26 protein-coding genes and 2 riboswitches are annotated in these 25597 nt (G+C 45.1%); of the genes, 16 read left to right on the forward strand and 10 right to left on the reverse strand.

Annotation, left to right across the window (positions count from 1 at the left end; genetic code table 11):
* Positions 1-228 precede the first annotated feature (228 nt).
* Positions 229-1032, forward strand: coding sequence for a DNA-binding protein (locus ACE5LO_RS12890; RefSeq protein WP_375520433.1), 804 nt, complete (start codon positions 229-231; stop codon positions 1030-1032).
* Positions 1033-1180: 148 nt separating this feature from the next.
* Positions 1181-1522 carry a zinc ribbon domain-containing protein YjdM gene (locus ACE5LO_RS12895; protein WP_375520434.1) on the forward strand — a complete coding sequence of 114 codons (342 nt, stop codon included), beginning with the start codon at positions 1181-1183 and terminating at the stop codon, positions 1520-1522.
* Between the two features lie 134 nt (positions 1523-1656).
* On the opposite strand, the gene ACE5LO_RS12900 is transcribed toward ACE5LO_RS12895, so the two are convergent.
* From ACE5LO_RS12900 to ACE5LO_RS12910, 3 genes are all read right to left on the reverse strand, one after another.
* Positions 1657-2595 carry an NADP-dependent oxidoreductase gene (locus ACE5LO_RS12900; RefSeq protein ID WP_375520435.1) on the reverse strand — a complete coding sequence of 313 codons (939 nt, stop codon included), beginning with the start codon at positions 2593-2595 and terminating at the stop codon, positions 1657-1659.
* Positions 2596-2636: 41 nt separating this feature from the next.
* Positions 2637-3119: a MarR family winged helix-turn-helix transcriptional regulator gene (locus ACE5LO_RS12905; protein WP_375520436.1), complete on the reverse strand. Its 483-nt coding sequence runs from the start codon at positions 3117-3119 to the stop codon at positions 2637-2639.
* Positions 3120-3276: 157 nt separating this feature from the next.
* On the reverse strand, positions 3277-4773 hold the full coding sequence (locus ACE5LO_RS12910; RefSeq protein ID WP_375520437.1) for an MFS transporter: 1497 nt from the start codon (positions 4771-4773) through the stop codon (positions 3277-3279).
* A gap of 143 nt (positions 4774-4916) precedes the next feature.
* Between ACE5LO_RS12910 and ACE5LO_RS12915 the strand changes: the two genes are divergently transcribed.
* On the forward strand, positions 4917-5738 hold the full coding sequence (locus tag ACE5LO_RS12915) for a MerR family transcriptional regulator (RefSeq protein WP_375520438.1): 822 nt from the start codon (positions 4917-4919) through the stop codon (positions 5736-5738).
* Between the two features lie 91 nt (positions 5739-5829).
* On the opposite strand, the gene ACE5LO_RS12920 is transcribed toward ACE5LO_RS12915, so the two are convergent.
* Both ACE5LO_RS12920 and ACE5LO_RS12925 read right to left on the reverse strand, forming a co-directional pair.
* The gene (locus ACE5LO_RS12920; protein WP_375520439.1) at positions 5830-6591 is read right to left on the reverse strand and encodes an SDR family oxidoreductase; all 762 of its coding nucleotides are present in this window, start codon (positions 6589-6591) and stop codon (positions 5830-5832) included.
* A complete protein-coding gene (locus tag ACE5LO_RS12925; protein WP_375520440.1) occupies positions 6588-6998 on the reverse strand; it encodes a MerR family transcriptional regulator in 411 nt (136 codons plus the stop codon). The genes ACE5LO_RS12920 and ACE5LO_RS12925 overlap by 4 nt, the downstream gene beginning before the upstream one ends.
* Before the next feature lie 167 nt (positions 6999-7165).
* On the opposite strand from ACE5LO_RS12925, the gene ACE5LO_RS12930 reads away from it, so the two are divergent.
* The gene (locus tag ACE5LO_RS12930) at positions 7166-7666 is read left to right on the forward strand and encodes a MerR family transcriptional regulator (protein WP_375520441.1); all 501 of its coding nucleotides are present in this window, start codon (positions 7166-7168) and stop codon (positions 7664-7666) included.
* 2 nt (positions 7667-7668) lie between these two features.
* Entirely contained in the window at positions 7669-8112 is a 444-nt protein-coding gene (locus ACE5LO_RS12935; protein WP_375520442.1) for an SRPBCC family protein, read from the forward strand.
* A 203-nt stretch (positions 8113-8315) separates the two neighbouring features.
* Here the strand turns inward: ACE5LO_RS12935 and ACE5LO_RS12940 are convergent, their stop codons facing one another.
* Positions 8316-9476 carry an MFS transporter gene (locus ACE5LO_RS12940; RefSeq protein ID WP_375520555.1) on the reverse strand — a complete coding sequence of 387 codons (1161 nt, stop codon included), beginning with the start codon at positions 9474-9476 and terminating at the stop codon, positions 8316-8318.
* Positions 9477-9553: 77 nt separating this feature from the next.
* Between ACE5LO_RS12940 and yeiL the strand changes: the two genes are divergently transcribed.
* The 3 genes from yeiL to ACE5LO_RS12955 all read left to right on the forward strand — a co-directional run bounded on the left by yeiL (position 9554) and on the right by ACE5LO_RS12955 (position 11465).
* Positions 9554-10225 carry a transcriptional regulator YeiL gene (gene yeiL / locus ACE5LO_RS12945; RefSeq protein ID WP_375520443.1) on the forward strand — a complete coding sequence of 224 codons (672 nt, stop codon included), beginning with the start codon at positions 9554-9556 and terminating at the stop codon, positions 10223-10225.
* A gap of 180 nt (positions 10226-10405) precedes the next feature.
* Entirely contained in the window at positions 10406-10780 is a 375-nt protein-coding gene (locus ACE5LO_RS12950) for a hypothetical protein (protein ID WP_375520444.1), read from the forward strand.
* A gap of 109 nt (positions 10781-10889) precedes the next feature.
* Positions 10890-11465, forward strand: a complete 576-nt coding sequence (locus tag ACE5LO_RS12955) for a hypothetical protein (protein ID WP_375520445.1) — start codon at positions 10890-10892, stop codon at positions 11463-11465.
* A 164-nt stretch (positions 11466-11629) separates the two neighbouring features.
* On the opposite strand, the gene ACE5LO_RS12960 is transcribed toward ACE5LO_RS12955, so the two are convergent.
* From ACE5LO_RS12960 to ACE5LO_RS12970, 3 genes are read right to left on the reverse strand one after another with little or no spacing between them, the layout of a single operon-like run.
* The gene (locus ACE5LO_RS12960; RefSeq protein ID WP_375520446.1) at positions 11630-12133 is read right to left on the reverse strand and encodes a methylated-DNA--[protein]-cysteine S-methyltransferase; all 504 of its coding nucleotides are present in this window, start codon (positions 12131-12133) and stop codon (positions 11630-11632) included.
* Positions 12134-12180: 47 nt separating this feature from the next.
* Complete coding sequence (locus ACE5LO_RS12965) at positions 12181-12744, reverse strand: bifunctional transcriptional activator/DNA repair enzyme AdaA (protein WP_375520447.1); 564 nt, start codon at positions 12742-12744, stop codon at positions 12181-12183.
* Between the two features lie 24 nt (positions 12745-12768).
* Positions 12769-13539, reverse strand: coding sequence for an isocitrate lyase/PEP mutase family protein (locus tag ACE5LO_RS12970; protein ID WP_375520448.1), 771 nt, complete (start codon positions 13537-13539; stop codon positions 12769-12771).
* 190 nt (positions 13540-13729) lie between these two features.
* Positions 13730-13818, forward strand: a riboswitch (cyclic di-GMP riboswitch).
* Positions 13819-13879: 61 nt separating this feature from the next.
* Positions 13880-13967, forward strand: a riboswitch (cyclic di-GMP riboswitch).
* A gap of 13 nt (positions 13968-13980) precedes the next feature.
* On the opposite strand from ACE5LO_RS12970, the gene ACE5LO_RS12975 reads away from it, so the two are divergent.
* From ACE5LO_RS12975 to ACE5LO_RS13005, 7 genes are all read left to right on the forward strand, one after another.
* Positions 13981-14781: a transglutaminase-like domain-containing protein gene (locus tag ACE5LO_RS12975; protein ID WP_375520449.1), complete on the forward strand. Its 801-nt coding sequence runs from the start codon at positions 13981-13983 to the stop codon at positions 14779-14781.
* 282 nt (positions 14782-15063) lie between these two features.
* Positions 15064-18693 carry a collagen binding domain-containing protein gene (locus ACE5LO_RS12980; RefSeq protein WP_375520450.1) on the forward strand — a complete coding sequence of 1210 codons (3630 nt, stop codon included), beginning with the start codon at positions 15064-15066 and terminating at the stop codon, positions 18691-18693.
* A gap of 128 nt (positions 18694-18821) precedes the next feature.
* Positions 18822-19082: a DUF6597 domain-containing transcriptional factor gene (locus ACE5LO_RS12985; protein ID WP_375520451.1), complete on the forward strand. Its 261-nt coding sequence runs from the start codon at positions 18822-18824 to the stop codon at positions 19080-19082.
* Positions 19051-19236 carry a winged helix-turn-helix transcriptional regulator gene (locus ACE5LO_RS12990; protein WP_375520452.1) on the forward strand — a complete coding sequence of 62 codons (186 nt, stop codon included), beginning with the start codon at positions 19051-19053 and terminating at the stop codon, positions 19234-19236. The genes ACE5LO_RS12985 and ACE5LO_RS12990 overlap by 32 nt, the downstream gene beginning before the upstream one ends.
* A 43-nt stretch (positions 19237-19279) precedes the next feature.
* Positions 19280-19954, forward strand: a complete 675-nt coding sequence (locus tag ACE5LO_RS12995) for a response regulator transcription factor (protein WP_375520453.1) — start codon at positions 19280-19282, stop codon at positions 19952-19954.
* Positions 19939-21048 carry a HAMP domain-containing sensor histidine kinase gene (locus tag ACE5LO_RS13000; protein ID WP_375520454.1) on the forward strand — a complete coding sequence of 370 codons (1110 nt, stop codon included), beginning with the start codon at positions 19939-19941 and terminating at the stop codon, positions 21046-21048. The genes ACE5LO_RS12995 and ACE5LO_RS13000 overlap by 16 nt, the downstream gene beginning before the upstream one ends.
* A 47-nt stretch (positions 21049-21095) precedes the next feature.
* Positions 21096-22556: a serine hydrolase domain-containing protein gene (locus ACE5LO_RS13005; protein WP_375520455.1), complete on the forward strand. Its 1461-nt coding sequence runs from the start codon at positions 21096-21098 to the stop codon at positions 22554-22556.
* Here the strand turns inward: ACE5LO_RS13005 and ACE5LO_RS13010 are convergent.
* Complete coding sequence (locus ACE5LO_RS13010) at positions 22549-23637, reverse strand: GntR family transcriptional regulator (protein ID WP_375520556.1); 1089 nt, start codon at positions 23635-23637, stop codon at positions 22549-22551. The two genes, ACE5LO_RS13005 and ACE5LO_RS13010, sit on opposite strands and share 8 nt — an antisense overlap.
* Positions 23638-23973: 336 nt before the next feature.
* Here ACE5LO_RS13010 and ACE5LO_RS13015 point away from each other — a divergent pair, with 336 nt between their 5' ends.
* Positions 23974-25596: a xylulokinase gene (locus ACE5LO_RS13015; RefSeq protein ID WP_375520456.1), complete on the forward strand. Its 1623-nt coding sequence runs from the start codon at positions 23974-23976 to the stop codon at positions 25594-25596.
* Position 25597: the final 1 nt, after the last annotated feature.

A 25597-nucleotide genomic window follows, 5' to 3' on the forward strand; every position in this document is an offset into this window, starting at 1 on the left:
CTTAGAAAAAAATGACTTTCATGGAGAATGGAACTACACAATTTCGCCTAAAAACAGGTAGTTTATTTTGCTACAATCCCTTAGATAAGATCGGCTATAAAAGTCAGGACAAAATATCTAGCAATAATGGTGTAAAATTGCACATTATAAGTAGTATAATGAAAGAGACTAGTCATTCCCCAGGAGTGTGGCTTCGTCTATACTACTTTTGTAAAGGAGGAACTATCTTTGCAAACTTTCATTCTGAAATCACTCAAACCGGATATCATTGTTGAAATGCTGAATATGGCTGTAGGCTTTGAAAATTGGAGTAAGGTGTTGGAGACGGCGGATATTTTGTACCAATGCGTGAAGTGTATCCATGAAGAGCGGCGGGAGCGTCAATCCAAAGGGTGGTCTGCCTCATACAACCATACTGAGCATCCGTTGCTGTATTATTACGGGTACAGTCTTGAAATGAAGGGTCTTGCCTTTCAGAAGCTGGGGAGGGTAGAGGAGGCGCGAGCGTGTATCGGGCGATATGCGGAACTGAAATGGATGGATACGCTGAATGAAGCGGAAGAGCAGGTGGTACAGGATTTTAAGCATAAAGCACGGGCGAACCGGTATGCCCTGGAGATTGAGGCGGGACAGGCTGAGTTGCTTGAGGAGTATGTGGGTTTTCTGTATAAGCATCCCGAGGAATGTGTGAAGGGGCTGACCACGATTATGGAGGCGGCGGTGCGGTATGGGTGGCGGATTGATCGGATTTTACATACTTTCAGTGAACAAGCTGCGGGCTTTGCCATAGAATCATATTCATCAAACAACGATGATATGTACCATTACTTCTACCACCGGGCGATATATGAACAGTGGGTGGGGCGACTGGTGGATGCGGTCGAGTGCATTTTACAGGCGATAAGACTTGCCCATGAACTAGGGATGGATCGGTATTTTAAGAGGTGTGCTGTACAATGGGAATCGTTGCGCGAAGCCGCGACGAAGGAGCAAATAGAGCGATATCGAGCACTTTTGAAAAGAATAGAGTAAGGTGCTGCAAATAGCATATCGATGCCCACGAAGTGAATTATATTTTGTCAGTCTGTGGTATACCTGCTGGTGCTTGACGATCCGATACAGCCTGTGACAGTATGATAGAGATTAGATCAATATAATGAATGGAGAATCCAAAAAATTAATGTCTAACTTGCCTAATTGTCCGAAATGCAATTCCGAATACACTTATGAGGACGGAAGCTTGCTGGTGTGCCCGGAATGTGCTCATGAGTGGAGCCTGGAATCTGATTCCAAAGCCGGTGAAGACGAAAAAATCGTAAAAGATGCCAACGGCAATGTCCTGCGGGATGGAGACTCGGTTACTGTCATCAAAGACTTGAAAGTAAAAGGAACATCATCGGTCCTGAAGATCGGCACCAAAGTCAAAAACATCCGTCTGATTGACGGGGATCATGACATTGATTGCAAAATTGATGGATTCGGTGCAATGAAGTTAAAGTCGGAGTTTGTAAAAAAGGTCTAAGATATTGTCAAAGGCCCGCTATGCTACAGCACCAGCACTGAAAATCTAAACCAAGATGCAGTAAATCGTGGTTGAATATGAAGAAGGAGCCGGGGTGGCTCCTTCTTTAATGTTCATTTTCATACATGTTGCTGTTAGATTGAGTTTACTTGCAGCAAAATTCTTCCCCGTCCGTGTCTTGCTTCGCTTTTCTCCAGTGCTTTGTCGGCTTGGTTTAGCGGGAAAGTAGAATCGATCTCTGCTTTGATCGTACCCTTGGCCATTAATTCCGTTATGGTCTGCAGATCCGTGTAGGTTGGGAATTTGGTGTTGAATTTAGCGGTAACACCGTGTTTTTGCGCGTTCTCCTGGGATGGATCCTGAGCCAAAGAAACGAGAATTCCGCCCTTTTTCAGAACAGCCCAGGATCGATTCTCGGTATCTCCTCCAATGGAATCGACGACCAGATCTACTTCTTTGACGACGTCTTCGAAAGCTGTCGTGGTATAATCGATGACTTGATCCGCACCCAAAGACTTGACGAAGTCCAGGTTAGAGGCGGAAGCCGTAGCGATCACGGTTGCTCCTTTCCACTTGGCCAGCTGAACGGCAAATTGTCCAACACCGCCAGCTGCCGCATGAATGAGAACGGTTTGGCCAGACTGTAGCTCGCCTTCGGTGAACAACGCTTTCCAAGCCGCTTCGGCTCCTGCCTTAATCGTTGCCGCATCTTCAAAGGTGAGATGATCGGGAATTTTAACTAATTCCCGGGCTTGCGCAATGCCATTTTCAGCATAGGCTCCTCGGATAGTGCCAAATACACGATCCCCCGGTTTGAACTCCGTTACACCTTGCCCCACCTTTTCGACAACTCCGGAAGCGTAAAATCCAGGGATGTAGGGGAATGTTACAGGGAAAACATCTTGAAGCCAGCCATTACGAATTTTATAGTCAAGCGGAATAACTGTGGTGTACACGATGCGAACGAGCACTTCATCCGTTTGCGGCTGAGGGCGCTCAACTTGTTCTACCTTTAAAACATTTGGACCGCCATATTCATGGACCAGAATGGCTTGCATCGACTTGTTAGACATGCTTATCTCTCCTTTGTCACTCATCATTTTTTGATTTACATTCAAGCTTCTAATGAAGCGGCAATTTTTTGTGCCAGGGCAACAAACTGCATTTTTTCTTCGTCATTGAGAACTTTCGTTGTGATCTCTTCCAGCTTGCTCCAGGCCTCAATCACCTTGGGTTCAAACTCACGACCTGCCTGAGTGAGCGATACAATGGTTACGCGTTTATCTTCCTGAGAGCGGCTGCAGGTGACCAGTCCTGCCTCCTCCAAACGACGAACGGATTTGGCGATTGTCGAATGATCAAGGCGCAGTGACCGTGAAAGGCTATTCTGTGATTGGCTGTCTTGGTGCCATAACTGCATGAGTACGAGCTCCTGCCCTGGGTATAGGCCCGCTTCTCGAAGCAGCTGTCCTCCAATCTTATGATGTGAACGAGCCATGCTGAATATAGAGAAGCTTACGGGAAATTGCGTTACCGCACTGATTTCATTTTCAATGGATTCGCTATTATTTCTTTTAACTTTAATCACTCCCTTCATTTGTGTGGTCGTCAACATATTTGACTAAACAAAAGATATCACATAAATATGTGGTCGTCAACATAAAATAAAAAAGCTGCCAAATAGGCAGCCGGGTGATTGTATCCATTACAACAGAGCCGCCGATTCGGTGATTTGATCAGCGGCTAAAAATAGTTTACACCCCGGTTTTTCTTTGTTTTGACCGTGCCCCTGCCCAAGCTATGACTAACGAAGCGACTGCAAAAAATACCGTAACCCCGACGAGGATTGTAAAAAAGGACTCATCAAAAGCTGCACGACCGGCTGCTTTCAACGCCTCGGCTGCTTGTCCGGGCAAGCCCTCCGCAGCAATTAGCGCTTCATCCAGACTGTCTTTCACATTTGCCGGAACCTGAAGTCCAGCAGGAATTTTCATGGTCAACGAATACACAAGACCTGACATGCTTCCGATAATCGCGATTCCGGACGCTCCGCCGAGCTCATAGGCCACTTCTTCGATAGAAGCAGCCATCCCGGCTTTTTCGGGCGGCGCATAACTCATGATCGAGTGAGACGCTGCCGTCATTCCTGCTCCCAAGCCTGCACCAAGGAGCGCCAGACCAAGTATTTGCCCCGCAATGCCTGAATTAAATTGGAATAAATAGATCAGCGTTCCCAAAGCTGCAACCATAAGCGTGAAGCTCTTGATGCGTATCACTTCATAGCGATGCATGATCTTCCCGACCAGCGGTCCTGCAACAAGAGCCGCGACTGGTATGCTTAGTGTAATAAGTCCCGCCTGCAGCGGACTCATACCTTCCACCAATTGCAGACGCTGAGTCACGATATACTGAATGCCCAACTGTCCGAATAGGCCAACCAAAGCTGTAATAAATCCCGTGGCAAAAGGAGATATTTTAAAAAGTGACAAGTCAAGCAACGGGTTGGAGCTTCTGAGTTGGCGCCGGATAAAGATGATCAGTGCCACGACTCCGATAATGGCTCCGATTGCTGCAAATGTTAGGGACCCTTCCCGCCGTGCAAATTCTTTGATAGCATAGATCAGCGCCACCATGGCAATCAAAATCTGGAAGGAGCCGGTCAGGTCCCACTTTGTTTCCTGATTGCCCGCATGCTTGGGGACATATACCAGTGTCAACACAAGCGCTGCGATCGAGATGGGAACGTTGATCAAAAAAGCCGCTCCCCACCAGAAATGCTCCACAAGAAGTCCGCCAATGATGGGTCCGAGCCCTGCACCTCCGGAGGAAATGGAGCCCCATATGCCGATGGCCAATCCAAGCTCACGCGGATCGGTAAATGTAACTCTGATGATGGACAATGTAGCAGGCATCATCATGGATGCACCAACGGCAAGGAGAACTCTTCCAACGATCAATACAGCAGGTGTTGGAGCAAAAGTCGCCAAGAGCGAAGCTGCCGAAAAAACGATTAACCCAAGGGTGAACATTCTTCTATGACCTAAACGGTCCCCAAGTGTACCCATCGCCGGAAGCAGACCCGCCATGACAAGCGAATAACCGTTCAGAATCCACAATTTTTCCGATGCAGACGCACCAAGATCATGGGTTAGGCTCGGCAGCGCCGTGTAAAGAATCGTCGCATCCATCACGATAAGCATAAGCGCACTGGATACCACGATCAGAGTTATCCAGCGTTTATAATCATTCATTCTAGTTGTTCCTCCATATCTCATGAATCTGAAATCCTTGTATAAAAATAACCTAAACTATCGGGTTACCCTATAGTCAAGCAATAACTCATCGGTTACAATTTAAGCTGAGGATCTTCAGATTATAGTGAGAGGTATAAGAGATGCCGGAAATTTACAATCAATACTTTACTACCAGCGAGCTGGCCAGCATGTGTGGAGTAACCAAACATACCCTTTTTCATTACGACGAAATCGGGCTTTTAAAGCCCGAATTTATTAATGCAAAAGGCTACCGTTATTATTCTTTTCGACAGTGTTACCTGCTTGATATTATTAATGTACTCAAGAAGGCAGGAAGCTCTCTGCAGGAAATCAAGGAATTTATTCAGAATCAGAATACTCCCCTGCTCGTCAAGCTGCTTAAACAGAAGCAGCACGATCTGGAAGCGGAACAGCTTCGAATCAAACGGATGCAAGATATTCTGCGAAGCGCCATTCAAATGACAGAGACAACGATGGAAGGGTTACGGGATGTTCCACTAATAGAGGAATGTGAAGAGGAATATTTTATCGCCACCCCGCTGGAACATGGTGATGACGACAAGGAGTTTACCAGAAAACTAAGTGAACATCGAGATTATTGCGAAAAGCATGTTATCGATCACGAATTTCCCATCTGGACGATTATAGGCAAGGACGGTTTTGAAACTGGCGATTTTTCTTATGACTATATAGCCAATTTGCTGAAAGCGCCCATTCCGGGAGAAAAAATGATCATCAAACCCAAGGGTTTCTATGCTGTTATGGACCATAGAGGCTCTTATGAGACCATGCCGGAAACTTGCTCCATCCTCCAAAAATACATCGAGCAAAACGGAATGAAGGTATGCGGAAATGCGTATGCAATGGATTTACTCAACTATTTCTCTGAGAAAAATCCGGAGAGCTATGTCATTCGGATCGCAGTTAAGGTCTCAGTTTAGCGACTGTTGACAGCGCATTGTTGAGAAACAGGCCTGCCTCCGCATACGCACTAAGGGCATAGCAGAGGCAGAAATTTGGAACAAGTGTATTTTATTCAACTTCGTTTTTCGTGGCCTGATACATCTTTTCCGTGTACTCGTCAATTTCATCACGCGACATGCGCAAGCGGCCTACAGAAGTGCCATACCCAATTTCGTCTTTCCCTTCTTCCAGTCCTTTGAAAATGCCATCTGCGAAGGCATCCAATGGTTCTCCATGCACATGGAGTCCCGATCCGCCTAAATCGGTATTTACTGCCGGAGGGGCAATTTCAATGACTTCTACAGATGTTTCAGAAAGCTGGTGTCTTAGACTCATGGTAAACGAATGCAGGGCCGCTTTGGTCGCTGAATAGATCGGAGCAATGACAAATGGTGTAAAAGCCAGCCCGGATGTCACGTTAATGATGGTCGACTCTTCTTTTTCTGTAAAATAAGGAGCAAACAGCATAGAGAGGTGGAAAGGTGCCTCAATGTTGGTTGTGATTTCTTTATTGAAATAGTTCCAATCGTTCTTCGCATCGGCTTTTAACACATTAAATCGTTGCTGGATTCCTGCATTGTTAACCAACACATTCACTTCCGGATAGTTTTCCGTTACCCAATCAAACAAAGCTGCACGCTCGGATTCAATATCCAAATTACAGACACGTGTAATGAGGTCAGGGAGTATTTCTTTCGCATTTTGCAGCACATTCTCACGACGTCCACAAATGATGACTTTATTTCCGGCTTTCAGAAAGCGTTCCGCAAAAGCCAATCCGATTCCTGCACTTCCGCCTGTAATAAGTATTGTATTTCCTGAAAGTTTCATAATAGCGCCTCTTCTCCATTATTTTTCACTTCATTTTTCTTTCTTTCCTGAACCCGTTTTGTATAAGTTGCAATTTTTACGTCGATTCCTTCCAAGGCTTCATTCATCTGCGAGATTTCGTCCAGCACAACTTGCTTGTGATTCTTCAACATTTCGAGCCGGAGTTCGGTGGTGCGGTCTCCTTCTACGACCCAATCAACATACTGCTTGATACCCCGTATGGGCATGTGGGTGTTTTTTAAGTTCGTAACAACTTTAAGGAGCGTAATTTGAATTTCTGAAAATAACCGCCTGCCAGCTTCATCACGCTCGATGAGCGGCAGCAGTCCTTTTTTTTCATAATAACGTAACGTGGATTCCGGAACATTGAACATGGCTGAAGCTTCGCTAATTGAGTAATACTTCATCTGGAGGCCTCCAAATCATATCTTTCATTGTCGACAGGATTAGGATACGACTTAAACCATGGTTTAAGTCAACAAGAAATAATTAAAATTTCGATTGCACCTTACGTAACGTCATCTTTTATACTTAAACTACCGGTAAATAGTTAGCGCTAACGAAGGAGTTTCTTATGGAACGTTATTGGAAGGTGGGGGACCTGGCAAAACTAACGGGGCTCACCGTGCGGACTTTGCGATTTTACGATCAAATCGGCTTGTTCTCGCCATCCGGCCAAACGGAGTCCGGGCACAGGCTGTACAGTGAATCTGACATGTCCCGCCTGCAGCAGATTGTATCGCTGAAGGAGTTGGGCTTGTCTCTGGAGGAGGTCAAGTCGGTTCTGAACGACAAGCAGTTCAGCCCGCTGGAGATCGTCAACCTGCAAATGTCCCGCATCAAGGAACAAATCAAGCTGCAACAAACGCTTCTTGATCTGCTTCAACATGTGTCCAAGTCGATGCAAGGGAAGGAACCGTTAGCGGTTGAAGACTTCACCGAACTTTTGCAAGCGATGAAAAAGAGCCATGAGAAGCTGGTCATTGAGCGGCGGACAAGCTGGGAGCAGCGCCTGAATTTATTGGGTAATTTTCTTGCCGAAGAAGAGGAAGATTCGAAATCTAAGGAGGATTAACTATGACTGAACGATTTGTCAAACACGCCACCTTCGCCGTAGAGCGGACTTATGCCGCATCGCCTGCGAGGGTATACCAAGCCTGGTCCGATCCAGCTGTCAAAGCAAAATGGTTCTCGAAAGCCGATATTTTCGAATTTCATGTCGGAGGACGCGAATACAGCAGCGGAGGTCCGCCAGAGGGGCCTGTCTTTACCTTTGACGCATGCTATCAGGAAATTGTGCCGGAGCAGCGCATCGTCTATAGCTACACCCTGGATTCGGATGATGTGCGTATCTCGGTCTCGATCACGACGGTCGAGCTCATTCCGATTGAAGGCGGCACGAAGCTGATCTTCACGGAGCAGGGGGCATTCTTCGACGGGCACGATACGCCGGAAGTGCGCGAGCATGGCACAAATGAGATGCTGAATGCACTTGGCAAAACACTCGAACAGGAAGGGTAACCTTGGTGGCAATGAACGAAACCTGGACCATCCGAACGCTCTGCTGGCAGATTTATGGCATTTTGAATAGCTTTTGAGGATATGCCAAGGGGCTGTTCAATAAACAAAGAGCCGGGAGCAAGGAGAAACTTTCCCTGTTTCCCAGCTCTTTAGGTGGGATATGCACGGAGCGTCTCCAGAACATGAGAAAGGAGGGTCCCAGGTCAATGAACCATTCGGGTTTCCAATCTCCGATACACAAGTGCAAGCAGCATCGCGGGTACGGTACAAACCATCATTCCCAAGAAGGCGTATCTTGGCTCGATTTCGTATAAATAGCCGCCAAAAATGGTGAACACTGCTGTGCTCCAGCTAAGTGCCAGGGCCGAGTACATTCCCTGTGCTTTAGGAACCTGTTCATGCGGGATATGTTTGATCAAATATTTCATAAAGGCATAATGCCCCATCGCAAATGAGCATGCATGCAAGGCTTGCGCGATACTGAACACAATCACATTCGGAAAGGCAAATACCAGTATCCATCGCAAGGATGAACCCAGTGCGGCCAGCGCCAGTAAGGAGCCTGCTGAAAAATTGTGAAATTTGCGGTCAGCGACCGCGAAAAAAATAATTTCTGCAATTACGGCGATGTTAATAATGACGCCGATCAAATATTTCGGTGCATGGATTTCTTGCAGATAAATATAGCCGTAATTGTAATAAGAAGCGTGTGCCGCCTGCAATAAAATGACAATGACAAGCACCAAAGGAAAGTGTTTGATTTGAAATAGTTTTAGCATTCCGTTTCTTTTGCTTTTAACCGCTGGCGGCTTTTCAGATAAAACCGTGGGTGCGCGCATGAATCCAAGGCATACAAACACCACGATGCCAAGCAGCATCGCCCATAATATAACTTTTTCCCCCATTGCCCCTGTAAAGACGGCCAAGACCAAACCTGTCACCACAAATCCAATGGATCCCCATAAGCGGCTTTTCCCGTAATGTTGTAATTGCCGACGCTGCACAAGGACTCCAGCCGCGCTGTCCAAAGCAGGCATTAACGCAGGGTAAACCAAATGTAAAAGTACGGTTACAGCAAGCAAGCTGCCGAAGGAATGGGATGGAATATAACAGAGAAGTGCAATCAGTGTGCCGATAGCAGCTCCATTTAATAAGGCTTTACTGCTGAATTTCCCCGACAATACAGGAAACACAATTAATGTGGACAGGCCTCTTGCTACCAAACCCACGCTCATCATCAGACTTGCCTGTGACACCGTTACCCCTTTTGTATGAATCAACCATCCGGTCCAATAAGGCAGGAAAACTCCCCATGTAACAAAAAAGCTAAAAAATTGTCTGCTCATCCAGCGTTGTGTGTTCATTTTGTTCCCCCTCAGGTTGCATGATATCATGGGGAGAAATACAGTAACATGAGATATCTCATCTTTTGGGGTGGACGATGGAAATTTATAAAAATGAGAAAAGAGAACATTATCTGGAGGAGCATTCCATAGCACATTTATTTTCTTTTCCGATTGAAGAGTGTATAGAAGTGCATGAATATAAGCGCGGCGAATGGATTATTAAGGAAGGCATGAGGCCGGATTATTTATTTTATGTCGTTGAAGGAAAGGCCAAAATTTATGTCACTCATCACAACGGGAAGGTGTCCCTGATTAATTTTATCCATGCTAAAGACTATTTTGGGGAAATGGAATTGTTGAATGAGGTGTATTATACAAAAGGGATCCAAACCTCTGCCAGAACCGTTTGTTTTGCGTTTCCTTTTCATCATTGCCGCGCACAGATGCTGGAAGATCCGGTATTTCTGCGCGGGCTAACGAAGTTTCTGAGTGAAAAAGCAACCAAAATGGCTGCCAAATCTTCGCAAAGCCTCGCCTTCCCGCTTGAAAACCGGTTAGCGGATTTTATATTGCAAACTGCGGATGAAGGGATCTATAAGGAAAAGCATGTAATCGTTTGTGATTTTTTGGGTGTCTCTTACCGGCACTTATTGTACGTGTTTGCCCAATTTTGCGATAAAGGATATCTGCAAAAAGAAGGCCGTCACTACCGCATTCAGCAGTATGACTCCTTATATGAACTTGCCGGGATGTTGGGGAATTCATAGCTTAATTGCTTGGCTATATACCCTATAATTATATAGAACTGATGCCGAGCCGTGTCATAAATGTCGGTAACGACTTTGTATATTTGAATAACTGGAATTTTATTTGTTTTGTTGAGCGTCGTATAGTACATTTTATTATTATAATTCTACAAAATTGTTGCACCTAAAGGAGGCTGGTTTATGAGCAGTTCTTTGGACATTTTAAAACAGAGTAACGAATATCCTGTAGTGTTTATTGGTTCAGGTATATCCAAGAAGTACTTGGCTGGCTTTCCGAGCTGGGAGGAGTTGCTTCAACGATTTTGGCGACAATTGAATATAGAAACAGACTTCTATGCTTTTTTAAATCAACTTAGAAATAAAGTCAGGGAAAGTTATGTATCTGCAACCGATAGTGAAGTGGCTTATTATACCAATATAGAGGCTGGAACAATAATAGAGGCCTCGTTTAATGAAAAATTTTATGCACAGGAAATCGAAGTTGAAAACTTTACGCAACAACAAGCATATCGAACACAAATCTCACCTTTTAAAAAAGCAATTTCAAATACATAATGTTAGAAAAATCATTCAGGATTTTTCGACATCGCTCACTTCGTCAGAAATAAAGAGAATGAGTTCTCGGATAATTATTGTTGATCGAGTGGAAGGGATGCAGGAATTGTTGGAGAGGACGGTATATGATAAAGAATTAGGGTGTGAGTACACGGTAATTCAAACCGACAATTTCACTGAATTGTACGAGAAAACTGTTCAGATTAACCAAGGGGTATCTCCTTCAGAAGTTAGGCGTTTCCAGCAAGTTATAAAAAAATTAATTGTTGATAGTGGAAAAAAAGGAAGTTTAAATACTTTGTTGATTGCGCCAGAGCAATTAGAGGAGCTCGAAAAAAGAATAGGTGACGAGAAACTTGTAGTAGCTTTAGGTGATGCAACTTATATATTCCGGACACCAGATTTAATTTCATATGTGGAAGATTATATTTTTAATAAAAACGAGATACCTACTGAAATTGCACTTAGATATGTTGCGAGTCAGGGTAACAATGCTAAGATACCATTCTTCAAAGAGCCAAAAGAACAGGACATCATCGCTTACAACATACATAGGCTAGCTCGGGATCAGATCGAAGCATATATTAAGGGGAAAATTGAAGTCGCGAAAGAGATTGGAGCAGGAAGTTTAAGTACCTCAATGCGGAGGTTGCTACTGGCATTCGATTATATATGCTCAAACTAAAAGAGGCCATCGCCTAACCACCGAAGTGATTGCCAATGACCCCTTGAATCTAACCCAATTATACATGAGACCATGATTAATATCAATGGTTCGTCGTCTATTGGGTCAAGGTTAAAATGCACTTATGGCCAGAAAAGTATTCATCCTTGCACTTGATACCAATTTTAGGACAATGGTTTAGTGATACTTCTTTTTTCCAAACGGCTTTCATGCTTAAGAAGCCATTCCTTTCGCCATAAACCGCCCGCATAGCCGGTTAACTTCCCGTTTGTACCAATAATTCGGTGACAAGGGATGACAATACTTAATTTGTTTTTACCGTTTGCGCTGCCGACTGCCCGTATGGCCTTTTCATTGCCAATAGAAACAGCAATATCTTTGTAGGACCATGTTTGTGCGTAGGGTACTGTTTTCAAAGAATTCCAGACTGTTTTTTGAAATTCGGTACCTTCATATATATAAGGAAATGTAAATTCCGTGCGCGTGCCTTTAAAATATTCATCAAGCTGATCATGGCAAAGCTTCAAAGCCCGGGGAGTTGCGTCATGGACAGCATTTACGATGTGATCCCGTTCTGTGAACAGGATAGAATAAACCGCTTGCTCTGTTCCTTGTATTTCAACCATTCCAATGGGTGATTGGTAATCTAATATATGCAGTCTGCTCATATAGGGACCTCCAAGATATAAGGTGGACAGGCTCTCCAGCCCGCCGGTTAGAGTTCTTTACTCATCTTACGAAACTCGCTTGGCGAGCAGCCTTTTAAGCTTCGAAACACTTTGTAAAAATTAGAGAGACTTTGAAAGCCAACCTCATAACCAATTTCAAGATTTGTCATATTGGTCGTTTGAAGAAGCTGTACGGCTTTATCAATGCGCACTTTTTCCAAAAAAGTACGCGGAGTCTCTGATGTTTCTTTTTTAAATAGCCTTTCAAGATAAAAGGGGCTTAAACCGACCTGTTCCGCAACATCATTCAGCTTCAAATTTTGTTTATATTGATTCACTAAAATCGTCGTAATACTTTTAACGAATTCACTGTGAGGAGAATGTTCAACTTCAGGCTGGCATCTTTTGCATGCACGATAGCCAGCCTGTTCAACCTCACTGATATTATGGTAAAACTCAACGTTTGTTTTTTTGGGTTTTCGGGATCTGCAGGAAGGACGGCAGTAGATTTTCGTTGTTTTCACAGCTGTATAAAATAATCCATCATATTTCCGGTCACAGGCAATGATTTTCTCCCACATCTCATCAAATGAAAGATTTATATTGGTCATTCTTTCATCGCCTGCCTTCCTGATCTAGTTCTCATATAAATGAGCTGTATCCTGTAATTCCAATAATTTAGCCGCATTGTCTTCTAAACAAGCAATAATTTTGTCTGACAGGGCATTTCCAAAGCTGAAGCGCTTCACGCCTAACTCTTTCAGCTTATTACAACTTGTCAGGTTAGGCAAAGACAATATATTGAGCGGTGCTTTGATTTGAGCAGCAGCTTGTTGAATCTCACCATCCTCCGTTATTCCCGGCACAAAAATACCGCTGGCCCCGCTTTCAACATATGCCTTGGCCCGATTGATCGTTTCATTAAACGGGTTTTCCAATTGAAAGTAAGTATCCGTTCTGGCATTGATATAAAAATCCTTATATCCGTGATTGTCCAGTTCGTTCCTCATTCGTGTCAGGAGGCTGCAATGATCCTTTATATCCCTTAACCCCTTCTCTTTTTTCAAGGAATCTTCAATATTAATGCCAGCAACCCCGGCATCTGCCGTTTTTAATACATGATTAATAATCGTATCCAATTTTTCGCTGTACCCTGCTTCAATATCAGCGGATACCGGTATTTTTACATTCTCTGCAATGGTTTTGACGATTGCTAGATTTTGACTAAAATTTATTAACTCTCCGTCCGCATATCCTAACGAGTTGGCAATTCCCCAACTGGTTGTGCCAATGGCTTTAAACCCGGCCTTCTCTAAAGTTAAAGCTGATAAAAGATCCCAGGCATTACCCAAAAATAATAGATCCTCTGAATTGTGGAGATTATTGAATTCCTGAATGACCGACATTTTTCTGCCTCCTTGGCTTTGGTGAACTCATTTTATCAAGGAGGCTTTATTATTTCGTCCTCATTCTTGCTCTTATGGTCTGAGAGAGAATCGAAAAAGATCATCGAATGGGCGCAGAAATCAATGAATCTTGTAAATTTTCTCTTGATAGAAATAGAGATGTCTGGTAAGATAGTCTCACAAAAGCTACTCACGATAACGGCAAACTTGTCGAAAGGCGAGGACGCAAAGCTATAGGGCCTAATTGACGATAATGTCAGATGGCAGCCAGCTACCGAAAAGAAGACGCTTTTTTTGTTTTCTAATTTGGATAAAAAAATATTGAAATCTGGAAACTCTAGCACGATAACGGCAAACTTGTCGAAAGACTGGGACGCAAAGCTACAGGGCCTTCTTGACGTTATGTCAATGGCAGCCTGGCTACCGAAGGGAGTTTACAGTATGCGCAACGCAATATTCGCGATTGTAGGACTTTTTGCGTTATTATTGTGGGCTCCATTAGTACAAGCTACCCAATCTCAAAATTGGCTGGGCTTGGAACAGCTGGACCGTGGTGTGATCGTTATTCGATATGACGTGAAAGCCGGCATGAAGACGAAGCTCATGATTGCAAAAGGTCAGGACAAATATACATATATGCTTTCGCCGAACAAACGGCAGGAAGCATTTCCGCTGCAGATGGGCAACGGTGATTATATGGTTACCGTACTGGAACAGATCAGCGGTACCAAATATAAAATCGTTCAGGAAGCGCCCGTTACGCTTCAACTGACGAACAATAGCAAAGTGTTTCTGGGCTCTGTACAAAATATCAATTGGAGCGAACAGGACAAGGCTGCTCAGCTTGCAAAGAAGCTGACCCGGTCTGCTCAATCTGACGAGGAAAAAGTGCAGGCTATTTATGAATATATTGTTGGTACGATCAGATACGACAAGGCACTTGCAACCAGTGATCTGACGGACTACCTTCCCAATATCAACCGTACGATTGCAGGACAGAAAGGGATGTGCTACGATTATGCCTCCTTATTCGCTTCCATGCTGCGGAGCATCGGCATTCCGGCCAAGCTTGATATGGGAACATCGGAATACGTCGATGTTTACCACGCCTGGAATGAAGTTTATTTGAACGGGAAGTGGGTAACCATTGATACAACGGTCGATGCGAGCTGGAAAGCCAAAGGAGCCGACTTCAAAATGATAAAGGATGCCGCTCGCTACTCGGTATCCAAATATTACTAAATATAATACAATTAATCTAAGCTTTGGACAAATGTCCAAGGCTTATTTGAGTTTGTAGAGAAATTGTAGAGATCGGGCAGTTATAATGCAAGAAGCCCATTTGGTTCTGGTGGGAAAAACAGGAACGATGAATTGTGCGCCATTAGAAATATGCGGAGGTGATGGACTGGGAGGTCTCTTAACGGCATACAATTCAATGGAGTATAGATACTCTGATTTGCGCACGGCAGCAGGATCGGAACCGAACATTACGAGGGTGATGTAGAGACTGAGGGAGAGATTATGAAGAAAAAAGTTAGTGGAATCGTTGTGGCGCTGCTGCTTCTGCTTCAATCGCTGTTTGGTGTATCCGCCTGGACGGGCAGTGTGGTCAATGCTAATGCGGCCGATGCACCGTCAAACGTGCAGGAATCCGTGTATGGAGAGACGGGAGACGTTGGAGTCACGGATGACGTCTATATCCCACCAGCGCCGGTCAACAATACGGACAGCATTTTAACAAAAGTCGTGTTAACCGACGTGAATGGTACCGTGATTGATGCGGTATACAATCCGGATAGCACCCTGGACATTGGTGCAGCTGTTAATCTCGGCTACGAATGGGAGCTTTCGAACGAACACGGCTACAAGAATGGGGATACATTTACTTTCGAGCTGCCGTCACAGTTTGAAGTATTCACGGAGATTGAAGCACCGCTCGTTGCCGGTCAAGGCGAAGTTGGCAGATTTACAGTTGATCGCAACGGCAAGGTTGTCATGACCTTCAACGATTATGTGGAGAGCCATTCTAACGTAAGTGGCAAGCTGGAAATACGTACCGAGTTTACGAAGGAAACCATTAAGGGGAGCACGGAAGTCATCATCGCCATTCCGGTAAAAAGCGGAGTGCAGACCGTTATCGTGAATCTGAAGCCGCAGGGTGGAAAGCTGATCGATAAGCAGGGAAAAGCGATTGGCAAAGACCGGATTGATTGGACGGTTCAGGTCAACAAGTCGCTGGATAAAATCAAGCATGCGGTCATCACCGATACGATGCCTGAAGGCTCGGAGCTTATCGCCGACTCTGTGGAGGTGTACCGCCTGCAAGTTAACGGCGATGGCTCGACGGTCCTTGGCGAAAAGGTAGGGGCCGACAAGTATACAGTCGAAACGAACGGCGGTGCCAAACTGGAGCTTGCTTTCCAGGATGAGACGATCAGCAAAGCCTATGAGATTCGTTATTCGACGAAGCTTACCGGCGAGCAAACGCGTTTTGAGAACACTGCTGTACTCTCTGGCGATGGGATGGAAGATGCCAAATCGACCGCTACGGTAACGGTAGACCGCGGTAAGTTTTTGGATAAGTCATATCGCCAGGATAAGGACACCGGAATTATCACCTGGACCGTGAAATACAATTTCAACGAGAAGAAGATTCCGAGTAATCAAGCCGTCATCACGGATGAATTCAGTGCGATTCATACATTGGTTACCGATTCGTTGAAGGTGTATAAAGGGAATTCGACGAAGGCCGAAGATCAGCTTTCACCGGATGAATACACCTTTACACCGACAGGTACGAACGGATTTACGTTGCAATTCAAGAGGGATATCGATTCTCCGTATACAATCGTTTATCAAACGAAGCCAGTCGACCGGACGAGCGCTGACGGGCAGCAGGTGAAGAATAAAGTCGTATCGGGTGATACGTCCAAGGAAGTAACCGCTCCGGCCCAAGGAATTCGCGCTTTGGTGAAGGGCGTCTCGAATGTCGATTTTGCAAATAAAACGGCGAAGTGGCTTATTACTGTTAATGGTGATAAAAAGCCGGACGGCAGCAAGTACAGTATGGAGAATGTAGTCATCAAGGATACGTTCCCACAAGGCGGCCTCGATTTCATTCCGGATTCAGTGATCGTAAAAGCGGTCGGGAAAGTTGTTCCTGCGAGTGATTATAAGGTCGAATACGATAATGCACGAAGCGGTTTTGAAATTAATTTCTCCAAGACCATTGACACCACGTATACGATTGAGTATCAAACGAAATTTAACATCGACTGGCTGAAGAACAGCAAGCTGGATTACATGAACAGAGCCATCATGACATGGAGCGAGAACGGTGAGGCAAGAGGGCCGATTCAACGGGATGCGAGCTTCTCTTCCGACGATTATACGAGAAATAACGGAGGAAAAGACGGCAGCTACGATCCTGTCAACAAAGAGATGACATGGAACATCAAGATGAACTACAATCTCAAATCGCTAAACGAAGCGGTTGTAACGGATGTTCTGAAGCTTGAGCAGAAGCTTGTGCCGAATTCGGTTAAGGTATACGAGATGAAGCTGACAGGAGAACGGAATGGGATTACGAAGGGCGTCCAAATTCCTGCGTCTCAATATGAGGTGACGGAACCATCCGCAGCGAACGGAAACCAAGTGTCCATTCGTTTTACCGGCCCGATTTCAACCGCATACTGGATCGAGTTCAAAACGTCGCTGCAAGGCACTTTGATTGTCAAAAATATTGATAATACGGCTGAGTTGTGGAACGGCAGCGATAAAGCAGCCACATGGAACGCAAGTGTAGCGATTCCCCACGGCGGCGAATATGTGAAGAAAAACGGCACTCAAAACGGAAACAAAATCGATTGGTCCATTCGCATCAATGAAGGCCAGTCGCAAATTTCCAACGCCAAAGTTATTGATTATCCAAGTGCGAACCAAATCTTGCTCGAGGACTCATTCCATCTGTACACAACCAAGATCAATGCAAACGGTGAAGCGGTCAAAGCTGATGAGCTGACAAAAGGTAAAGATTATACGTTAACCATTTCAAAGCTTGACGGCGATCAAGAGACGTTTGAATTAAAGTTTGCAGACGCTATCTCCACAGCGTATATTTTGGAATATCAGTCATTTATCACCGCCGGGGATAAAGAAGCTGTACAAAATAAAGTGGCGCTCGAAGGAGATCAGCTGAAGACCGAGATCAGGGAAACGACGGAAGAGGTTATTGTTCGCACTTCCTCCGGTTCAGGCTCAGGAGGCGGCGTAACAGGCAGCCTGGAAGTAACGAAGGTTGATCAGGATGATCAGACGAAGCTGCTGGCGGGAGCGAAGTTCGTGCTTTACGATAAAGCGGGCAAGAAGACGCCAATCGTAAAAACAACGGATGCGGACGGCAAAATCCTGTTTACGAAGCTGTTGTATGATGACTATATTCTGGAGGAGCTGGCAGCTCCGGAAGGATATAAGATCAATCAGGCAACAAGGGACGTAACGATCGACTCCAAAATGCAGAGCCAAGGCAATGTAAAGAAACTGACTATCACGAACGCTAAGGAAGAGCCAACTAATCCTGGCGAGCCAACGGATCCTACAGACCCAGACCCGACAGATCCAACGGATCCAACAGATCCTGGCAATCCGACCGACCCAGGAACCCCTGGTAATCCGACGGATCCAACGGACCCGACCGACCCAGGAAATCCTGGCAACCCAACGGATCCAGGAGGATCTGACAACTCGGGCAATCACTCGGATCATGATCATGATAAGCCGGATCGTCCGTCTGATGGCAATTCAGGGCAGTCTCCGGTAACTCCGTCCAACCCAGGGACGCCGTCCGACGAAGTAGAAGTACCGGATGAAGATGTCCCAAGAGGCGAACCGACAACAACCCCTCAAACGCCTTCGACGGAAACGCCAACCGTTGACATCGATGAGGAGGATACTCCACGCGGTGAAGGCGAGCCGAAACCGGAGAAGCCGGCAGTACCAACGCCGAAACCGCAAACTCCGCCATCGGAGACTACGGTAACGATGCTGCCGCAAACGGGTGAAGCAAGCCACTATCCGTTCTATCTGGCGGGTCTCGGGCTGATCGCTCTCGGTGTGTGGTTAGGCTTCAGACGGAGAACAATGAAACCATAGTTCTTTAACGCTTTGCTCTCCTTGTCCTGGTAACAGGACTGGGGAGCTTTTTTCATGTTGAGGGGCGCGAAAATCTGATATGATTTGAAGAATGACGGAGCAAAAATAGCAGCAAGGGAGAATGTGAAATGATACATTCCTATCGTCCTGTACCATCACCCAAACTGCAGCCGGAGCTGCATCACCCCGGGTACAGTTACCGGGAATATGTGCCGAGCCATCACTTGGCACCGTATATTGTTTGTTATTGGACAATGGACTTTCAGCCAGGAGCTGAGGAGCAATTGCACCGAATCATTCCGGATGGCTGTAAGGTTGTGTCCTTTTTACATTTTGACCCGTTTTGCCACATGAATTATGAAGTTGCTGCTTGTGAATCGTTGTCATAATACAGTCCCAGATGATAAGCTCGCATCAGGAGACTTTCGAAAATTCCCGACCTTGGTGGTCTATAGAATGAGTGAATTGGGATTATCGCTGAAATCCATATTGGACCAATTGGACGAGTGGGGCGAGCGATATATGAATCAACGGGATGGGTAGATTGTATCTAACATGATTTGAAATTGGAAAGCAGAGAGGGCATATGAGAAAGATACTGATCATAGATGATGAAGCTGATCTTAGAAAACTGCTGACAGACTACTTTGAATTGAACGGGTATTTCGTGATGACTGCACCAAACGGCCATGAGGCCTTGCGGCAAATTGAAAATCTGCCGGACCTTGTTTTGCTAGACATCAATATGCCTGAGCTGGACGGTCTTGAGTTATGCAGGAAAATCAGGGACTTTGTGTCCTGCCCTATTTTATTTCTAACAGCCCGTGTCGAGGATGCGGATAAAATCATGGGGTTTAAGGCTGGAGGGGATGACTACATCGCAAAACCGTTCAATATTCATGAACTGGGCGCAAGGGTAGAGGCACATTTACGCAGGGAAGTACGAAGTCAAAATAAAACGTCTATAAAATTTAGTGAAGATTTGGTGGTTGATTATGCGGCTCGCGCGCTTTACTTCCACGATGTACGAATTCTCCTGGCCAAAAAGGAGTTCGATATTATAGAACTGTTGTCTATGCATCCTGGCATGGTGTTTGACAAGGAGCGTATTTTTGAAGAGGTATGGGGATTTGATAATGAAGGCGACAGCAATGTAATCGCGGAACATATCAGGAGAATTCGGTACAAATTGAAGGAGCATGGCTGTGACAACAGGATCGAAACGGTCTGGGGAGTAGGTTACAAATGGCGAAAATCGTAGACTGGTTGACCTTGAAGCGGCTGACCTTGCTGCAATCATTCATTTTCCTATGCTGCATGACGCTCATCGCTGTTCTAATCGTCATCACATTGGAGTTTGGATGGGCGGAGAGCATGCGCTTGCGGTTTGCCGGCCATTCTTCCGTGCAGGATTGGATATTGCCCGTTCAGGTTGCGATGGTGCTGATAACGGTTGCCGTCGGTATAGTTCTGATGGCCAGCCTCTTTTATCGGTGGAAGTTGAAAAAGCCGCTTGAAATCCTGATGAAGGCTTCGGAGAAAATTTCAGCGAATGATTTGGGGTTTCATATTTCATATGATAGTGCGGATGAGATGGGCGAGTTATGCCATGTATTTGAAAAAATGCGCGGCCAGTTGGAAAAAAACTTTAAAACACTGTGGCGATCGGTTGAGGAACGCAAACAGCTGAATGCTATTTTTGCCCATGATCTGAGAACACCCTTATCCGTTCTAAAGGGATATTCCGAGCTGCTGGCCACGTATCTGCCCCAAAATAATATATCCAGGGAAAAGCTTCTGGACATGATTGAAACCATGAACGTACATATTGCGCGTCTTGAGAGCTACACGGAGGCGATGAATTCCATTCAAAAGCTGGAAGACATGCCGGTACATAGCCGTATGATGGAAACGGATCATCTCATCTCTTTGCTGAATGACAGCGCACGGCAAATAACCGGACAATGCGGTAAGACGCTCAGTACATCCATTGCTGCGGATGCGAATACAATCGCTGTCGATCTCCATTTGGTGATGCAGGTATTTGAGAACTTGCTGAACAATGCAGCGCGTTATGCTTCCAGCCATATAAGTGTTCACTATAGCGCTCGTGCAGGATTTTTTGCGGTTACAGTCACGGATGACGGACCCGGTTTTTCGGATACAGAGCTGCAAAAGGCCGTGCTTCCCTTTTATCGCGGAGAGGTATCGGATGCGAATGAACACCACGGGCTGGGGCTCTATATCTGCAAAGTACTGTGTGAAAAGCATGAGGGGAGTTTGCATGTAGAGAATGGCCTCCAGGGTGGAGGAAGCGTAACAGCCAGATTTTTCGCGGGGTTGATAAAAAGTTGATAATTATATATTAGCATTTCCTTATTATAGAACTGAGGAGTGCTAGTATGAGAATCGTTCATAAAAAGAAAATAGCTTTAAATTTTGTCTGCTTGCTGCTGATCATGGCCATCCTGGTTCAACCCGCTTTCGCTGTTGAAATCCGGAACAAAGCTGAAATACAGCATGAAATTGATCATTACGTCAAAACAACCATGGAAGCCAATCATATTAAGGGCGCGGCTCTTGCCATAGCCAATAACGAAGAGATTTTCTATGCGAATGGTTACGGCACGTTTTCGGATGACCGCGTTATAGACGGCAATACTCCCTTTCCTATTGCTTCCTTAAGCAAATCTTTTACAGCACTGGCCGTCCTTCAATTGGTTGACAAAGGATTGATTGACCTTGACGCGCCATACACATCATATTTTCCCGATCTCTTGCCTGAGGACGAGCGTGTACGTCATATTACAATTCGGAATCTGCTTAACCAGACAAGCGGTCTTAATGACAAAGTAAATCCTGACATGACAAGATCCCCCCAGTATCAATCGCTGCAGGAGATCAACCAATCATTGAACAGGGTTAAGCTTGCTAATGATCCGGGAACGGCCTATAGCTACCACAATCCAAATTATCAATATTTGGCTCTTCTTGTAGAGAAAATGAGCGGACAGAGCTTCTCTGATTACCTGGAAAATCATATATTTAAACCTTTGGGGATGAATCATACCTTTAACGTGGGTACCACACAACTGATCAATGAAAATTCCGCCATTCCGCGGGGACATTATCTTATGCTTGGCCATCCCGTAAGCCAGGCTGAACCTTTATGGTTTATTGACGGTCCGGCCGGTATCATTTCGACTGCTGAAGACATGGCTAAATGGATGCTAGCCCAATATGATGGCCGTCTTCTGTCTAAGGAGCTGATGGAGCAGTACCATACAGCCGGACAGAGCGGTCCGTATGGAATGGGCTGGCTGGCAGGCGAGGATAAACAAGGGGGACGGACGGTTTCCCATAGCGGAATTTTCTGGACGTATAAGGGGGAAGAGACGATCTATTTGGATCAGCGGCTGGGCATTACGATGATGTTTGATTCCGGTTTAAACGCGTTTATCGATTATTCAGCTTTTACCGACGGGATTGCAAGTATTATTCATGGCGAAAAGCCTGAGGCTTCTGTCTTTAATGGCAGAAACATGGAGATCCTTATGATTCTGCTGGTAGTTGCGACGATTTTGTGGGGAGGATATTCACATTCTCGTATCCTTCGAAGCAAAAAGAACATTACGACCGGGAAATTGATTTTTTCGGCGGCCGTAAGAATGCTTCCTGTCTTGATTCTCTTGTTCCTGTCACCATTAGCTACATTCATTGGTGCCGGCCGTGTTTTGCCTTGGTTTGGACTATGGACTTCCATGTCATCGCTGATGATATGGCTTGTTGTATTGTCGATTGTAAATACAGCGAATTTGGGTTGTTATTTCAAATTGTATTGCAATGAATCGCGAATCAGTTAGTCATCTTTTTCACCGTTTCGCCCTCGATTAACTCAGGCTGATAGTAGGTGGTGTTTGGCAGGTCCTTTTTTCCCTGTAATTTCTTAATGATCCAATCCGCTGCATCTCGTCCCATATGTTCTTGCGGGTGGGTCAAGGTCGTCAGTTTGATATTCGCATTTTTGGCAATGTAAGAATTGTCCTGGCCAATAATGGATAATTCGTCCGGAATAAGTATACCGAGCTGTCTGCATACATGTACGACTTCCAATCCTACCTCGTCGTTGTAGCACACAATGGCGGTCAGCTCATCCCGATTTTTATTTAAGAATTCCTTCAAGTTTGCGGACAATTCCTGCTTCGTCTCTGTATCGAATGAAAGCACTTGCTCCGGGTGAAATCGTAATTTGGCTTCTCCAAGAGCTTTGATATACCCTTTCATTCGATACTTTCCTTGTAAATCATCCATTTTTGCAATGATCCCAATTTGGGTATGTCCTTTAGAGATCAATTCTTTGGTTGCCAGATAGCTGGACTGCACGTCATCAAGGCAAAAGAAAGGAACCTCCAATTCTTCATAATAAGCATTGATCATTATGAATGGAACATCCTGTTCCTTGAAAGACAGGTAATAAGCGATATTGGGATTGTACAGATTGCTTTTCGTAGGCTCGATAATCAAACCGTCCACACCATAGGACAGCATCATTTCCAAAGCTTTTTTTTCTTGTGCGACATCGTTATTTGTACTGGCTAACAGTAACGAATAGTTATCTTCATTCAATCTGCCTTCAATTCCGCGGATAATGGAGGGAAAAATGTAATCTGAAATATAGGTCGTGATGACACCGATCGTTTTAATATTGGAGCCCCCGGCAGATTTGGAGCGATATTGGTTGCTGACATAAGTGCCAGAGCCTTTTTCACTCCTTAAGAAACCCTCGTTAGATAATTCTAAAATGGCTTTTCGGACCGTCTGCCGGCTGACCTTGTACATATCCTGCAAAGCGGCTTCCGTAGGAATTTGTTCTCCCAGGCTGTATGCCCCTGAAAGGATGTTGCTTTTTATATCATCAATAATGACCTGATACTTTGGCTTCATTTCTTTCACTTCTTTCAAAGTTGTTCGCATTCTAATGCATTCATCCGGAAAATTTGTATGTACATCTTAGCATTATTTTAAGTGGATGAAAAGAATTTGCATCAAGTACGTACAAATTGTAAAAATGTTGCAGGGGTTTATATTTATGATCCACTTTCATAATCACATAAGTATCTTTATATAATGATTAAGGAGAAAACAGCAGAATTATCGCCTCAATAGTTGTATGTATAACCTATAATTAATATTGACAAATGTACGAACAAAAAAATATACTAAGGCTGTCTATAAAGGAAAGCGCCTTCTTTTGAAAAACGCTGTCAGGGAGGGGACAATGTGATCACGAATCAACCAAACATTAAACAAGCGATTACGAAGGGAGAAACTTCCCTGGGGATCGAATTCGGATCCACACGGATCAAAGCCGTGTTAATTGATCATCATTTTGAAACCATCGCATCCGGAAGCTATGAGTGGGAAAACCGCTTGGAAGATGGATATTGGACGTACAGCCTGGTGGACATCATCACGGGCTTGCAAGAAGCTTACAGCGAAATGAAGCAGGAAGTAGAACGAAATTATGGAGTCACGATTCGAACGGTTGGTTCTATCGGATTTTCTGCAATGATGCATGGATATATGGCTTTTGATAGCACAGGGGAGCTGCTTGTTCCGTTTCGGACCTGGCGTAATGCAACCACCGGTGCCGCGGCCAAGGAATTAACGGATACTTTCCAATTCAACATCCCTGAACGATGGAGCATTGCTCACCTTTATCAAGCCATTTTAAACGAAGAGAAGCATGTGCCTCGGATCGATTTTATAACGACCTTAGCCGGATTCATTCACTGGCTGCTGACCGGTAATAAAGCCATTGGCATCGGGGATGCGTCGGGTATGTTCCCAATCGATGAAGCCACACAGGATTACAATGAACGGATGCTTAAGCAGTTTGATGAACTCATTGCAGCCAAGGGATATCCGTGGAAGCTTAAGGATGTTCTTCCCAAAGTCTGCATCTCAGGCGAGCAAGCAGGTGAACTCACGGAAGCTGGAGCCAAGCTTCTGGATGTTTCACAAAATTTACAACCAGGCATTCCGCTTTGTCCTCCGGAAGGTGATGCCGGAACCGGGATGGTTGCTACGAATAGTGTGAGAAAACGCACCGGAAATGTCTCCGTAGGCACCTCGGTTTTTGCCATGATTGTATTGGAGAAGGAGCTTTCCAAGGTATATCCGGAAATTGATCTGGTCACTACGCCAAACGGCAGTCCGGTTGGTATGGTTCATGCGAACAACTGCTCAAGCGATATTAATGCCTGGCTAGGGTTATTCCGTGAATTTTACGAGGCTATGGGACAAAAAGTGGATACGAATCAAATATTCAGCGTGATGCTGAATAAAGCTTTGGAAGCGGATCCGGATGGCGGCGGTTTGCTCAGCTATGGTTATTTTTCAGGTGAAAATATCACGGGTTTGGATAAAGGGCGGCCGCTGTTTGTCCGCTCACCGGAAAGTAATTTTAATTTAGCCAATTTCATGCGGACTCATCTATTTACTGCTTTTGGCGCGTTGAACATCGGTATGGATATTTTGACGAAAGAAGAAGATGTCGCGATAGATAACATTTTAGCTCATGGCGGCTTATTTAAAACCCCTGTCGTTGGCCAAAAGATTATGGCTGCTGCACTGAATGTTCCGGTTTCCGTGATGGCAACCGCCGGCGAAGGCGGGGCATGGGGCATGGCGATTCTGGCTTCTTACATGATGAACAAAGAGCAACAAGAGAGTTTGGAAGACTTCCTTGACACAAAGGTCTTTAAAGACGTTGAGGCGCAAGAAATGGTACCGGATGAAATTGACGTGAAAGGATTTGAAATATTTATCGAACGCTACCAAAAAGGTCTGGCGATTGAGCAGGCTGCTGTGGACCATTTGGTGGAGAATTGGAGGGAATGAT

It is taken from the genome of Paenibacillus medicaginis (genome assembly GCF_042138635.1).
GTDB lineage: Bacteria > Bacillota > Bacilli > Paenibacillales > Paenibacillaceae > Paenibacillus > Paenibacillus medicaginis.

Coding starts and splice junctions, on each gene's coding strand:
- ACE5LO_RS12895 (WP_375520434.1), top strand. CDS start 1,181: ATGTCTAACTTGCCTAATTGTCCGAAATGCAATTCCGAATACACTTAT.
- ACE5LO_RS12900 (WP_375520435.1), bottom strand. CDS start 2,595: ATGTCTAACAAGTCGATGCAAGCCATTCTGGTCCATGAATATGGCGGT.
- ACE5LO_RS12905 (WP_375520436.1), bottom strand. CDS start 3,119: ATGAAGGGAGTGATTAAAGTTAAAAGAAATAATAGCGAATCCATTGAA.
- ACE5LO_RS12910 (WP_375520437.1), bottom strand. CDS start 4,773: ATGAATGATTATAAACGCTGGATAACTCTGATCGTGGTATCCAGTGCG.
- ACE5LO_RS12915 (WP_375520438.1), top strand. CDS start 4,917: ATGCCGGAAATTTACAATCAATACTTTACTACCAGCGAGCTGGCCAGC.
- ACE5LO_RS12920 (WP_375520439.1), bottom strand. CDS start 6,591: ATGAAACTTTCAGGAAATACAATACTTATTACAGGCGGAAGTGCAGGA.
- ACE5LO_RS12925 (WP_375520440.1), bottom strand. CDS start 6,998: ATGAAGTATTACTCAATTAGCGAAGCTTCAGCCATGTTCAATGTTCCG.
- ACE5LO_RS12930 (WP_375520441.1), top strand. CDS start 7,166: ATGGAACGTTATTGGAAGGTGGGGGACCTGGCAAAACTAACGGGGCTC.
- ACE5LO_RS12935 (WP_375520442.1), top strand. CDS start 7,669: ATGACTGAACGATTTGTCAAACACGCCACCTTCGCCGTAGAGCGGACT.
- ACE5LO_RS12940 (WP_375520555.1), bottom strand. CDS start 9,476: ATGAACACACAACGCTGGATGAGCAGACAATTTTTTAGCTTTTTTGTT.
- yeiL (WP_375520443.1), top strand. CDS start 9,554: ATGGAAATTTATAAAAATGAGAAAAGAGAACATTATCTGGAGGAGCAT.
- ACE5LO_RS12950 (WP_375520444.1), top strand. CDS start 10,406: ATGAGCAGTTCTTTGGACATTTTAAAACAGAGTAACGAATATCCTGTA.
- ACE5LO_RS12960 (WP_375520446.1), bottom strand. CDS start 12,133: ATGAGCAGACTGCATATATTAGATTACCAATCACCCATTGGAATGGTT.
- ACE5LO_RS12965 (WP_375520447.1), bottom strand. CDS start 12,744: ATGACCAATATAAATCTTTCATTTGATGAGATGTGGGAGAAAATCATT.
- ACE5LO_RS12970 (WP_375520448.1), bottom strand. CDS start 13,539: ATGTCGGTCATTCAGGAATTCAATAATCTCCACAATTCAGAGGATCTA.
- ACE5LO_RS12975 (WP_375520449.1), top strand. CDS start 13,981: ATGCGCAACGCAATATTCGCGATTGTAGGACTTTTTGCGTTATTATTG.
- ACE5LO_RS12980 (WP_375520450.1), top strand. CDS start 15,064: ATGAAGAAAAAAGTTAGTGGAATCGTTGTGGCGCTGCTGCTTCTGCTT.
- ACE5LO_RS12985 (WP_375520451.1), top strand. CDS start 18,822: ATGATACATTCCTATCGTCCTGTACCATCACCCAAACTGCAGCCGGAG.
- ACE5LO_RS12990 (WP_375520452.1), top strand. CDS start 19,051: ATGAAGTTGCTGCTTGTGAATCGTTGTCATAATACAGTCCCAGATGAT.
- ACE5LO_RS12995 (WP_375520453.1), top strand. CDS start 19,280: ATGAGAAAGATACTGATCATAGATGATGAAGCTGATCTTAGAAAACTG.
- ACE5LO_RS13000 (WP_375520454.1), top strand. CDS start 19,939: ATGGCGAAAATCGTAGACTGGTTGACCTTGAAGCGGCTGACCTTGCTG.
- ACE5LO_RS13005 (WP_375520455.1), top strand. CDS start 21,096: ATGAGAATCGTTCATAAAAAGAAAATAGCTTTAAATTTTGTCTGCTTG.
- ACE5LO_RS13010 (WP_375520556.1), bottom strand. CDS start 23,637: ATGAAGCCAAAGTATCAGGTCATTATTGATGATATAAAAAGCAACATC.